The organism is Haladaptatus sp. CMAA 1909 (assembly GCF_043952005.1).
Classification (GTDB): Archaea; Halobacteriota; Halobacteria; order Halobacteriales; family Haladaptataceae; genus Haladaptatus.
Map to the genome: position 1 here is coordinate 546,550 of NZ_JBIOAV010000002.1, position 11,555 is coordinate 558,104.

Genomic DNA, 11,555 nt, shown 5'->3' on the forward strand with positions numbered 1-11,555 from the left:
TGCGGAGAGTGCGACCGTCCGTGGAACGTCGTTTTCATTGCCGCGCTTTGTCCGTTCACTGGCGTCTTTTCAGTCGGAAGAGCGGACCTACAATCGCGTGGCATCGGTGGCTTTTCCGAATAGACTATGGTAGTAAATCACAAGCTATAATACCAATCAACTACCTGCTACGGTTGTGCAAGCAAGAGACTTTGATAACGAGTTGACGTTTCACGGGTACAACCAAAACGGTAACGTCGAGGAGTTTCACGAAGCGTACGAGGAAGCCGTCGAGACCGTCAAAGCGGAACTCGGAGGGAACCACCACCTTTGGATCGACGGTGAGCGGGTCGATACGGATGACCATTTCGACGTCGTATCTCCCGGGAATCTGAACGTGACAATTGGTGAGTTCACTGCCGGAAGTTCGGAAGACGTGGACGCTGCCGTCAGCGCAGCTAATACCGTCACCTCCGAATGGGAGGCTTCCGATGTCGATACCCGTGTGGATATCTTCCGTACCGCTGCGGATATCATGCGAGACCGGAAATTCGAACTCGCGGCGATAATTTCCCTAGAGAACGGGAAGAACCGGAAGGAAGCGATGGCTGACGTTGACGAATCTATCGACTTCCTCGAATTCTACAGCCGTGAATTAGAGCGGTCTAATGGATATGATTTCGACACTGGAGAGCCGACTCCTGGCCAGCATACCAAGAATTTGCTGCGACCGTACGGTGTGTTTGCAGTTGTCGCACCGTTCAACTTCCCAATGGCTATATTCGTCGGTATGACCGGCGGTGCGTTGATCACCGGTAATACGGTCGTCGCAAAACCCGCGAAAACGACATCACTGATTGCACACAAGTGTGTCGAAATCTTCATCGAGGCAGGAATTCCGGAGGGTGTTCTAAATCTCGTTATGGGCGGTGGACGCGATGTCGGCCAGCCTCTGATCGAACACGAAGACGTTTCGGGTGTAGTTTTCACCGGATCGCGAAGAGTCGGACTGTCTATTCAAGAGACATTCTCCGAGCAAGGAAAACATGGGCCTGTCATCGCTGAACTCGGTGGAAAGAACCCAGTTATCGTCAGTGATACTGCAGAACTTGACGACGCGGTAGAGGGCGTGATGAAAGGAGCGTTCTCTTTCAGCGGACAGAAATGTTCCGCGACTTCACGTGTGTACGTTCAAGAGGACAGAATCGATGAATTCACGGATCGACTAGTCGCCGAAACGAAAAATTTGAAGATCGGTCGGGGGACTGAACGAAATACCTTCATATCACCGATCATTAATGATAGTGCGCTCGAATCGTACACGGACATCTGCGAACGCGCTGAAGAGGAGGGGACAGTTCGAACCGGTGGAAATGTCGTTACAGTCGATAACCTCGCAGACGGTCGGTTTGTCGAACCGACGGTAGTCACTGATATCCCTCACGGTCACGAACTTGCGCGTGAAGAGCACTTCCTTCCGTTCGTCACGATTCACCCGATATCTGATCTCGACGAAGGAATTGAGAAGTCGAATGACTCCGAGTACGGGCTCTGTGCTGGACTCTTCTCTCAAGACGACGGTGAGATCGACCGCTGGTTTGATGAAATCGAGTCTGGAATGTGTTATGTGAACCGCTCTCAGAGTGCGACAACTGGTGCACTGGTTCAAGCACAGCCGTTCGGTGGATGGAAGTACTCAGGGACGACAGGTAAATTTGCTGGCGGTTATTGGTACCTCCAGCAGTTCATGCGGGAACAGAGTCGAACGCAAGTTAACTAAACGATTGGCTGAGGAGCATCACGGATAGTTGATCGATTTCACTGAGCCATAGAATATTTGATATCGTGAGCGATACATCCCATGCAACTTCGCGGCGCTCATGCTCTGTGGCCCTCATACACTCGACATCGCCGAAGTGCCTATTTGGCGAAAAGGACGTCTCACACACCCAGGGAGCTGTTGTTCCGGACTTCAATTATTCGCCAGTCGTCTTCGACTAGAGCCATCACACCTCCATAGATTTCAGTAGGGGTATCGGGGGGGTATCCACTTCCGATTAGTATATTAAGCAGAAGTAGACAGGACACCACCACTCCCAGTGTAAAACCCCGATAGAACCGTTCTATCAACCGTTATCAGGACCACCCGAGTAAATAAACTCTATATTGCGATATCAAACTTATTCACCCGGAAGATGAGACTACAACCAGTAAAGAGAGCCCAGAATGAGCGATTTTAGCCAATATACCCTTCTGCAACACTTCGAACTGAATCTTAGAATTGGTTTCTGATCGAATTATAGATTTTATGATTTTTGGTTGCCTCACTGCTGTGGACAGCGTTACGAGGGTGGAAAATCGATGACACCGAGTTGTTGCAAGAGACTGAGGTTATCGGGCAAGAACCATCGTTCGATGATCATCCCGTTCTCGATACGGGCAAAAAACATCTGTTGCACTTCGATCTCTTTTCCAGTTGGCTCAAGTCCTCCAAGCACACCTGTGTGCGTTCCACGACTTGTGATACGCATTGCAACGAGATCTCCTTCCGCAACGATGTTCTCGACAGTCTGCGAGACATCGGGGAATGCGGTGAGAAAACTGTTATAGGATTCCCGGATTGCCGATCGACCTTGATGAATTCCCATCGCATTGCGTTCGACAGCATCTTCGGTATATAGTTCGTCGAGCAACTCGAGGTTACCTCCGGCAAAGACTTCTTCCGGAATTCGGCGGGCAAGCTGCTTATTCGCCTCTAATTGAGAAGTTGGTGTTGGATCTGTCATCAATACCAGTCCTCGTCGGTGTCAATACTGATATTCGTCTGTGAATTCATTGCAATTGCACCTGGTAGTAGGTAGAGTGCAAGCGTGAGTTTGTGTAGGAACAAGTTTCTGCTTTTAAGTACATCGGTGGCCGATTCTCTGCTGAGATGCCTCAAATCCAGGTGAAGCTCGATGGAACAGCGGTAGACGGTTGGTTGGCGATGATTTCGAGTGAGTTCCCCGATGCCGAGTTCAAGCTGAAGGCCACCCAACTACGAGACGAAGGTGCGTTCGTCATTCTTGAAGTACTGACGTCCAAGGGAGATGCACTCGTTCACCGATTCGAGAACACACCCGAAGTAGACGCAATTGACGTCTATCATGCCAATGAGCGAATGGTGTTGCTCCAGTTCCAGACAACAGCAACGAAGTCGTATGATCCACTCCGCCGGTCGAAAAATATCTCAATATATCCGACGATCCTTCGGGACGGATGGTTCTCCGTCAAGCTAGAGGCCTCACACGAACAGCTATCGGAATATACCGACGAATTAGCGGCGGCAGGTATCCCGTATGAGATCGTCTCACTAGTCCAATCCCACACTGCAAGCGAGATGCTCACAGATCGTCAATGGGAATTCATTCTCGAAGCAGTTGAACGCGGGTTCTACGATACTCCTCGCGGCTGTACGCTCGCTGAGTTGGGAGAAATCCTCGACATTCACAAATCTGCGGTAAGTCGATTGCGCCATCGAGCTGAAGGTCGGATCATCAAGAATTTCGCCGCAGAAGCGGCACAATAGTAAACAGATAGCGGCTGGGAACCCGGCCTTCAGTTACTGAAGTCACGGACTGCCTCGTTGAATTTCTCTGGATGTTCCCAGAACAGCATATGGCCAGCGTCCTCGAAGAACACAGTATCAGCAGTTGGTATTTGGTCGCCGACGTACGCACTCTCTTCTGGCGGCGTTGCTCGGCTATCTCTGCCGACGAACACCAGCGTCGGGATTTCAATCTCGGGAAGGAATGTCCGCCAATCGAGATTGAGGAGATCACGCATGAGTTCGATTTTTGCCGTCGTCGAGCAGTTCACCATCTCGTTCACAAACCCTGATTCACCGAGCGTTACTGAATCGTACCGACCAGTCATGCGAGTGAAGACCTCCTCTTCTGCATACTCGATGTCCTTTGCGAGTTTGGTGAACGCCTCGACGTTGAAGCAGCTTTGCCGATCCCAGTCGTGTGGGACAAGATCTTCTTTGGGGGATTGGTCGACACAGACCAGTTTCGAAATGCGATCACTCTCGAAAAGCTCCAGATACGACCACAACACATCTGCTCCCATTGACCATCCGACTGCGGTGACATTAGTGAGGTTCAAATGGTCCAATAGCTCTTTAAGATCCATCGCAAGTCGAGCGATGCGATACCCGTGGCCGGGGGTTTCCGATTCACCGTGGCCTCGGTGATCATATGCAATTACTTGGTGGTCTTCGGCGAGGTCGGGAATGTTTTTCTCGAAGAATTGTAACGTGCTGGACCACGCACTGACGAGTACGATCGGTTTCCCTGTTCCGTGTGTTTCATAGTATAGTTCGACGCCATCGTTTGTTGTGAGAGACGACATCAGAATAGACTTGGATCGGAGATAGCATGATTTCGCACAGAAACAAAGTTCTATCTTTAAATGCATGAACAGTCAAAATCACACGGGTATATTCCACAGACATCTGAACCCATTTCACGATAGTCTTCGATTTCTTGGGCACCCTTCATCCAAGTTTCCACCATCTCCGAGTACTCAATAGGCCGTATTACTCACTTTGAAATCCTATCGAGGATAGAATGAATTTATGGGCTGTCAGTTTAGTGTAGTTAATAATCTTCGATATACATTGAGAACAGCAGCCTCAACTTCTCTTTGCGGTGAGCCGGTCAAACACGTCAGTCGGCGTCTCGGGGTCTTCGTCATCGTGTTTTCACTCTGGTTTGTGCGTTCTCGAACATCGCGGCGCTCATGATGTGGGACTTCTAATCCGGGTTCGCTGGACACAGTGGAATCACACTCGAAGACTGCGGCCGTGATCTCGTTCGTACTGTTGCTGGCCGCGCTTGCATCACTCAGTGCGTAGATGCACGGGAGACTGGCAGGTAATGGTACAGGATGGGAGATGATGTAGGCCGATTTTCGGAGAGATCTCCGTAACCGTATCCGATCGCGCTGGTTGGCTCATTGTTGCGGTGAAATATCTTGATGAAACACCAACCAGCGGGTCGTTCACAAGCGCCGTTTATTCTGCTCGTCGTATGCTCGGAGGTTTTGTTCCGCGAGCTCGACGGTATTCTCGATGCGCTTCGCTTTCGTTTCGGCGGTCTTCGCCTCCTCGACGAGCGCGATGAACGCGTGCTGGTCGGTGTTCGAGAAGGTCTGGAAGTTTCGCCACGCCGTCCCGTTCTCTTGTAGCGCTGCCTTGAGCCCAGCTGGTATCTCGTGGTCGTCGGCTAGTCGGTAGGCATCCTCCCACTTACCCGACTCCTTCGCCGCCTCGATGAGTTCCATCCCGGCCGGTGTTATCTTTCCCGTTTCGATCATTGCCCGCGCATGCTCCGTATTTTTCTTTGACCACTTACTCCCGGGTTTTCGAGGCGTGAACCGGCGTTTGTATCGATTGTCGTCGATACTGTTAATGAGACCGTCAATCCACCCGAAACAGAGCGCTTCCTCTACCGACTCGTTGTACTCGATTCCCGTTTCTTCTGCGTCAACCTTGTAGTACCCGACCCAGAGTTCCTCGGTCGTGTCGTGATGTTGGTTCAGCCACTCGCGGAACGCCTCGCGTGACTCGAAGAAAATCGGGTCTTCGCTCATGCCGAAACACGCTCCTCAATCGCGTTGTGAATCGTCTCGCGAAGCGCCGCTTCCTCGTCATCCGCGGATTCGAACATCACGTTCCCGCTCTGGATGTACGTTTCGACGCCATCGCACCCCAAAGATTCGACGAGTCCCCGCAGGTCGTCCATCTTCATCCGGTTGTGTGCACCGATGTTGATCCCACGTAGGAACGCGATGTAGGTTGCCATGGATTCTCGTTGGCTAGAGGTACTCATATACGTTCGTTTGAAACGACCACCCGACCTTCGGCAAGTGGGAGGACGAGACGTACGAGGACAAGGGCGAGATTCAGCGCATCGACCCCCACGCGTACTCGAATACACCCACTGGTCGCCACTCGCCGACAAGCCTGACGTCCCGGAGAATTACCACCCCTTCTCTTGGGACTAACCGACGTGGATGACGGACACAGGTGACGTTCACGTTAATCTCAATTCCTATGGCGTGCGCCCTGCATTGAAATTAGAAGTATCCTCGAAAGACACTTCGCATGTACCCCGCCGGTACACACGATTCCTCGCCAAACAACGCGGGATGTGAGCGTCAATAGATATCAGATCGTCTTGGAAACAGGAAGCCCCGTCCTCAACACGCGTAGCGCGTAGGACGGGGTAATTCACTATCTCGAACCGTTGTCGCGACCATTTCGGCCTCGTCTTCTTCGTCGACCCTCTACGAATTATTCAACATTCAAGCTTCATTTGCTGTTTTACGACTGTTTAAGATTAATCTTAATCTTAATTTCTATATCGGACTCATCACTACCTAACCAGAACAGGGCCCGATTCTTAAGGTTAGAATTAAGATTAAGCATTGTGATGGTAGTGGGTTGTCGGTTGTCCATAGTTGCAGTAAAGACGCCTACCTATTGGGTCAGTAGTTGAGGGAAACGGTTCAGTGTCACTCCCCAACTCGAACAGCAGATTAATCTTAAGATTAGATTTAAGGTTATTCACTCTAGTGTCGGTGTATGGGAACGGACCAGTTCACACAAGCACTCGACGACACTGAAAGCGTGCAAAAACGCTATGCGAAACAACTAGGAATCAAACCAGACCGGATTCCGTTCACCGCGGAAACGCTACCGAATCCAGAGGTTGCCGTCCGTGTGAACGATGACTTACTCAACGAAGTCGCTTCACACATTCTGAACCGAGCGGGCCACGTCTCGATCATCGACCGGCGCGGGGCAGGGAAGACTCACTTTCGCGATCTCGTCTATGACGCACTCGCAAACGGCCCCCGAAGCGAAGAGTTCCACATTGCACGGATTCGTGAAGTCGAGTCCATCACAACACGACGATTCTACACACGATTACTAGACGAACTATCACAGTATGAAGACCTGGAGATACCGGATGCCTATCCACATCCGACCGATGAGGTCCGACAGATCGTCGAAGACGTAGCCGCTCAGCTCGAAGAACAGGACATCGCCTGCATCATCCAAGTGGATCAGCTCGAGGATGCAGCACGCAACACGCGTACGTACGAACAGCTACTCGCCGCGTTGCAGAGTGTCGGTGACCTCGGTGATGAAGAGCCAGTATTCCTGTTGTTCCTGTTCGGTACACCGATAGCAAGTGAGCGAATCGACGAACTTCGCGAGACACTTACCTCTCGTCTCGTTGCGAAAGATCGATCACTGGAACGGTTTGGTTTTGCCGAGACTGATGAACTGATCGGACGGTGGCTCGCATTCGCACGCGAAGAAGAGTACAGTGATGGCTACTCATCTGATCCCTACAGTGCAGGCGCAATCGACGAGGTTGTCGATCGAAGTGACGGGACTCCCCGATCGATTCGGCAACAGTGTTACCACGCGTTCCGTGCTGGTGCACGGCAGTTCGATGACATCGAAGTTGTAGAAATCGATGACACGACACTCGAGCAGTACACTTAAGATTAAAGCTAAGGTTAAGATCAACAATGAGTAATCCACTGAACGATGCGATGGATGCAGCAGAATCGGGTGGGGAGACAAACGAAGAGACGTCGAGAAACGAATTCGACGCGGACGAGTATTTGAACAAACTCGGAGAAGGACCAAAAGAACAAACTGTTGGCTTCTCAGTCGACGAGCCGATGCACCGGTTTTACAAAGAACTGCGGAGCGACGACAACCTCGAATTCAACGTGGCCGAGTCATTTCGCGAGCACCTAAAGAAGCTAGCTCGTCGCCATCCTGAAACGTTCGAACGCGCGATGCGGAAATGGGAAATCGATAGAGAATATTAATCTTAAGATCAATTCTACCCGTATTTCTCACTGTTTATTGATGGGGGAGATTTTGACCGCTGGTGGGTAGCGAGGGAGGAACAATCTCGGGAAATCTTGATCTTTATACCAAAGTCCGTGATGCGCCTGTCAAGCTGATCTTAAGATTAATATTAAGATTTAGGAGCAGGTAGTACAACGGAAGTGAGTAGTTTACTCCCCGATTTTAGTGATAATATCGTCGGGTGTGAACAGTGAGACATCAGTCCGTTCATCAGCCGTAGCTTGGAGCTCATTTGAAAATCCAGAGCGGCAGAAACAACAGTAGCGGTACGTTGGTTCACCACCGTCATCCGGCGTCCACTGTATCTGTGCTGCACTTCGCTCAAGGTCAATCAAATCACCCCCATTCATTTCTCGAGACGTGTATTTGCATTCGTCCACGACGAGTGTTCCATCACTCGCGAGATCAACAACGTCTAATTCGAACTGACGGTGCCATCAATACCCGATTCCGTGGTAGGTTTTTGGTAGTGACGGAAGCGCATCATCCGACTGAATGAGATACGGGAATTCGTTGAGGACAACGATTGCATCTTCCCGGCCAAGCGCGCGGAACAGTGCCTCCCAGTCACGTTGGATATCAGCCACGATCGGGAAGACCTTACTCGCCGTCTCGACGAAGTTAGTGAGTTGGGCTTCCGGTGTTTCCTCGGTCGCCTACCAGTAGACAGCATTGTCGAAATCGTCGATTGCTTCACGGACAAGTGCGCTCTTGCCAAGTCGACGATGTCCATAAATAACGCTCAAGTCGGCAGTATCACGTTGAAATTGCGATCGTAATGTGTCGAGTTCTTTCTCTCGGTTGACGAACCGCGGTGGGGCAATACGGGTACTTAGAGCCAGTAGATGATAATCGTAGCGGTTATCTAAATCGTGATTTTACTAATCATCTGGTTCAGTGTCGACTTTTGGTTCCAGATCGACAATGAGCTCGCCTGGTCTCGAATTTATGCGGACTCGGTGGGAGGCTCACCGAAAAAACAAGGAGTGAACCTGCTATAGGTAAAATTGATAGAAATACTAACCTTAAGATTGGGTTTAAGTTTAATACAATTGTCTTGTCAATGGCCCAGCGTTGGAAATCTGTAGCAATGCAAATATCCAGTAGAGTTACGAAATAGCGATATCGGAGCAAGAAATCGGGGAGCGGCCACGCTATTAACATTAATCTTAAGCTTAAAAGCACTCGTCAGTGCTATCTGCTCTAAATTAGCGACGCAATTCACGAGCAGATTCGGCGCTGGTGTACAGGGCGCTCGATCACCAACGTGAAATCCTGCATCTGCAGCACCGGGGAGTTGGACCTAATAGCCATTCCCTGCGATTTGCAGTGAAGCGTTTGCAACTCGGTGGATCGAGACGGTGTCGAGCGCGGCTGACGTTGCGGGTTCGACCATATTCTCGTCATTGATGCGGCCGAGGTCGACGACGAGCAGGAGACCATCGAATGCAAACACGCGGATGTCTGCAAGGCGGGGAGGGTCGTCGTCAGTCTCTTCGACGAGTCCAGCGGCTCGGGCGGGCTTTGTGACCTGGAGAGCGAGGCCATCGCCGGAGCGTTTGATTGTGTTGGGCATTGGCGGTAGTACGCTATGCTAACCATGAGTGTTTGCCTTGTCGTCCCGTTCTCGGCGCAGTAGTGATGCTGAGAATGGTAGAATCGAATTTGGAGGAGGTACGTTGAGTTTCACTTCCGTTGTGGTTGGCTGAAGACTTTATCCGTCGGATACCAAGCGTCGAGTGCAGTTAGCAACCCAGCAGCCGATGTGGGTTCTCGCACTCATCCCAACCCATACTCCCATATCGGCTGCTTATTCCTCTTACTACATCGCATTAACTAGTGGCACGAACAGACTCTGACCGAGGGTTTACCTGTGCGGTAGCTCAATTGGAGGGTACGAATGGTTCCAAATGGGAAATCTCCGCTCTCCCCACTTGCGCAAGACGCGCTTGATGCGCTCGCGAGACGTCTCCCTGAAGAGCGCGAGCTCACCTACGAGCAGGCCTATTCGATTTTGGACGATGAAGAGGATCTTGGACGACCATCTGCCGAGGATATCGTCGAACGGCTGCACGATAAGGGCCATATTTACGAAGTGGAGGGAAAGATTCGACTCACTGATTACAGCTCTGCATAGCGACGGCAGTCTCGATAGCGCTTCTTGGTCGATTCGATACGAAGAGCATCTGGACTTTGTTTGGGATGGTTAGTTCAATATGGCACTGTCGTTCTCGGTACGTTGTGATCCAAGTGGTTCGTAGATACGGACAGTGTTGTCGCTCCGAACGCTAACGAGATGGTTCTCGATCACAAACCGTACTTCGACACCACTTTGTTTTGCTTTACTTGCTTCGATAAGCTCTTCGAGGGCATCCGGATTGACGTGCTGGTATAAATTGAGCGACGTCTGGCCACCTGGTGGTCTCAGTGTCTCGACGACCGTTTCGATCACACTCACTGGTAGTGAGTGATCTGGATCAATCGATTGGGTCGCGATTAGGGCGTATTGTGGTGGGGAATTTGAGCCAGTAGATGTGTTCTCGTTTTCGAACCAGTTTGTTGTCTCGACGGTTCGTATGTTACTGGGCATATTTTCCCTTTGTCCTGTAACTATTTGAGTAATAGCTGCCTACCTCCAAAACTCCCTGAACGTCACTAGAAAAGTTGACTTACAAGGGTATATTGTGGTTTTAGTGCGCTAAATAGATACTAAAATCAAATTTTGTGCTTACGGTATCTCTTTTATACTCCCGACCAGTGGTTTACATGCACTCACACAGCCCACAGCAGAGACACACTGTCTGGTGCCATCACCCAGAGACATCCATCATAATTGGCTCCCTGTGAGTTGCCTCCCGAACTGCCGCCATCCTCCCTTTCTGACTGGATCTTCCATAGCTTATTGCATACTGATTGTGATGAGTCGTTGGCTTTCGGAAGCACGAATCGGAAACAGACAAATCGAGGAGGATTTGCTCGATATGGCCGGGTTGCTTTGGAGTGAAATTGATGTACGTTTCGGTCCGATAGTCCAGTGCACACCGCTTCGGAGCATCCATGGACCTCCGAGGAACTAATCAGATCACTTATAGTGTTATCTTCGATCGATTCATCGAGCCGATTTCTCCACAAGTAGCTCCATGTCGCCCAAATCTCGTGTATGGAGTGAACTCCTATCTAGCCCATCATGCTTGGGCTGAGTCGAATGCGTTGCACCGTTCTCACGGTGGTGTCGTCCGGTCAGAACCTCCGTCAATAGCGGTCTTGCTCCTCACAGTATGGTAGTCAGCAGGTGGCGCTACCGATACGTGTTGACAGCGGTATCTCCTGTATCGGAACCTTTGGAAATGACTCGGGCTTGCCTAAGGGACTCTCGGTAGTCGTGGTTCTGTAATGATGCAAACCAGCCAAATCACGACGGGATGGGACGAGTATCGCCGAGCACTTCGACCGACTGATCAGTTGGTTTTCGATCGACTCTTCGAGTATGCCCAGCTGCATACCGATCCCAGCACGGTTCACAAGCCCCTGTTCGTTGAAACACCGATTCCGATCTCGATATTGCTCGAACAGCAAAAGCAGATTGAGGATTTGGAAGAACGGCTTGATCACTTAGAGGAAGATTTGAACGATTGAG

Annotated in this window: 12 protein-coding genes and 1 pseudogene; 6 read left to right on the forward strand and 7 right to left on the reverse strand. The window is 50.7% G+C overall.

What is annotated here, in order from left to right:
- Positions 1-175: 175 nt before the first annotated feature.
- Positions 176-1,759, forward strand: coding sequence for an aldehyde dehydrogenase family protein (locus ACGYLY_RS20720; RefSeq protein ID WP_395284649.1), 1,584 nt, complete (start codon positions 176-178; stop codon positions 1,757-1,759).
- A gap of 562 nt (positions 1,760-2,321) precedes the next feature.
- Here ACGYLY_RS20720 and ACGYLY_RS20725 read toward each other — a convergent pair.
- Entirely contained in the window at positions 2,322-2,765 is a 444-nt protein-coding gene (locus ACGYLY_RS20725; protein WP_395284648.1) for an ester cyclase, read from the reverse strand.
- A gap of 146 nt (positions 2,766-2,911) precedes the next feature.
- Between ACGYLY_RS20725 and ACGYLY_RS20730 the strand changes: the two genes are divergently transcribed.
- Positions 2,912-3,547, forward strand: a complete 636-nt coding sequence (locus ACGYLY_RS20730) for a helix-turn-helix domain-containing protein (RefSeq protein ID WP_395284647.1) — start codon at positions 2,912-2,914, stop codon at positions 3,545-3,547.
- Positions 3,548-3,576: 29 nt separating this feature from the next.
- On the opposite strand, the gene ACGYLY_RS20735 is transcribed toward ACGYLY_RS20730, so the two are convergent.
- The 3 genes from ACGYLY_RS20735 to ACGYLY_RS20745 all read right to left on the reverse strand — a co-directional run bounded on the left by ACGYLY_RS20735 (position 3,577) and on the right by ACGYLY_RS20745 (position 5,825).
- The gene (locus tag ACGYLY_RS20735; protein WP_395284646.1) at positions 3,577-4,371 is read right to left on the reverse strand and encodes an alpha/beta fold hydrolase; all 795 of its coding nucleotides are present in this window, start codon (positions 4,369-4,371) and stop codon (positions 3,577-3,579) included.
- Between the two features lie 651 nt (positions 4,372-5,022).
- Complete coding sequence (locus ACGYLY_RS20740) at positions 5,023-5,613, reverse strand: YdeI family protein (protein ID WP_395284645.1); 591 nt, start codon at positions 5,611-5,613, stop codon at positions 5,023-5,025.
- Entirely contained in the window at positions 5,610-5,825 is a 216-nt protein-coding gene (locus tag ACGYLY_RS20745; RefSeq protein WP_395284644.1) for a DUF1697 domain-containing protein, read from the reverse strand. The genes ACGYLY_RS20740 and ACGYLY_RS20745 overlap by 4 nt, the downstream gene beginning before the upstream one ends.
- A gap of 782 nt (positions 5,826-6,607) precedes the next feature.
- Between ACGYLY_RS20745 and ACGYLY_RS20750 the strand changes: the two genes are divergently transcribed.
- Both ACGYLY_RS20750 and ACGYLY_RS20755 read left to right on the forward strand, forming a co-directional pair.
- On the forward strand, positions 6,608-7,540 hold the full coding sequence (locus ACGYLY_RS20750; protein ID WP_395284643.1) for a hypothetical protein: 933 nt from the start codon (positions 6,608-6,610) through the stop codon (positions 7,538-7,540).
- Between the two features lie 50 nt (positions 7,541-7,590).
- The gene (locus tag ACGYLY_RS20755; RefSeq protein ID WP_395284642.1) at positions 7,591-7,875 is read left to right on the forward strand and encodes a hypothetical protein; all 285 of its coding nucleotides are present in this window, start codon (positions 7,591-7,593) and stop codon (positions 7,873-7,875) included.
- 192 nt (positions 7,876-8,067) lie between these two features.
- On the opposite strand, the pseudogene ACGYLY_RS20760 reads toward ACGYLY_RS20755, so the two are convergent.
- Positions 8,068-8,742 (reverse strand): annotated as a pseudogene (locus tag ACGYLY_RS20760) (ATP-binding protein).
- 479 nt (positions 8,743-9,221) lie between these two features.
- Positions 9,222-9,494, reverse strand: coding sequence for a hypothetical protein (locus ACGYLY_RS20765; protein WP_395284641.1), 273 nt, complete (start codon positions 9,492-9,494; stop codon positions 9,222-9,224).
- Between the two features lie 324 nt (positions 9,495-9,818).
- Between ACGYLY_RS20765 and ACGYLY_RS20770 the strand changes: the two genes are divergently transcribed.
- Positions 9,819-10,055: a hypothetical protein gene (locus ACGYLY_RS20770; RefSeq protein ID WP_395284640.1), complete on the forward strand. Its 237-nt coding sequence runs from the start codon at positions 9,819-9,821 to the stop codon at positions 10,053-10,055.
- A gap of 69 nt (positions 10,056-10,124) precedes the next feature.
- Here ACGYLY_RS20770 and ACGYLY_RS20775 read toward each other — a convergent pair whose 3' ends face one another.
- Positions 10,125-10,508, reverse strand: a complete 384-nt coding sequence (locus ACGYLY_RS20775; protein ID WP_395284639.1) for a HalOD1 output domain-containing protein — start codon at positions 10,506-10,508, stop codon at positions 10,125-10,127.
- Positions 10,509-11,311: 803 nt separating this feature from the next.
- Here ACGYLY_RS20775 and ACGYLY_RS20780 point away from each other — a divergent pair.
- Complete coding sequence (locus ACGYLY_RS20780) at positions 11,312-11,554, forward strand: hypothetical protein (protein ID WP_395284638.1); 243 nt, start codon at positions 11,312-11,314, stop codon at positions 11,552-11,554.
- Position 11,555: the final 1 nt, after the last annotated feature.

Bases quoted from the DNA above. Each gene is read 5' to 3' on its own strand.
- ACGYLY_RS20725 (WP_395284648.1), bottom strand. From the start codon at position 2,765: ATGACAGATCCAACACCAACTTCTCAATTAGAGGCGAATAAGCAGCTT.
- ACGYLY_RS20730 (WP_395284647.1), top strand. From the start codon at position 2,912: ATGCCTCAAATCCAGGTGAAGCTCGATGGAACAGCGGTAGACGGTTGG.
- ACGYLY_RS20735 (WP_395284646.1), bottom strand. From the start codon at position 4,371: ATGTCGTCTCTCACAACAAACGATGGCGTCGAACTATACTATGAAACA.
- ACGYLY_RS20740 (WP_395284645.1), bottom strand. From the start codon at position 5,613: ATGAGCGAAGACCCGATTTTCTTCGAGTCACGCGAGGCGTTCCGCGAG.
- ACGYLY_RS20745 (WP_395284644.1), bottom strand. From the start codon at position 5,825: ATGGCAACCTACATCGCGTTCCTACGTGGGATCAACATCGGTGCACAC.
- ACGYLY_RS20750 (WP_395284643.1), top strand. From the start codon at position 6,608: ATGGGAACGGACCAGTTCACACAAGCACTCGACGACACTGAAAGCGTG.
- ACGYLY_RS20755 (WP_395284642.1), top strand. From the start codon at position 7,591: ATGGATGCAGCAGAATCGGGTGGGGAGACAAACGAAGAGACGTCGAGA.
- ACGYLY_RS20765 (WP_395284641.1), bottom strand. From the start codon at position 9,494: ATGCCCAACACAATCAAACGCTCCGGCGATGGCCTCGCTCTCCAGGTC.
- ACGYLY_RS20770 (WP_395284640.1), top strand. From the start codon at position 9,819: ATGGTTCCAAATGGGAAATCTCCGCTCTCCCCACTTGCGCAAGACGCG.
- ACGYLY_RS20775 (WP_395284639.1), bottom strand. From the start codon at position 10,508: ATGCCCAGTAACATACGAACCGTCGAGACAACAAACTGGTTCGAAAAC.
- ACGYLY_RS20780 (WP_395284638.1), top strand. From the start codon at position 11,312: ATGATGCAAACCAGCCAAATCACGACGGGATGGGACGAGTATCGCCGA.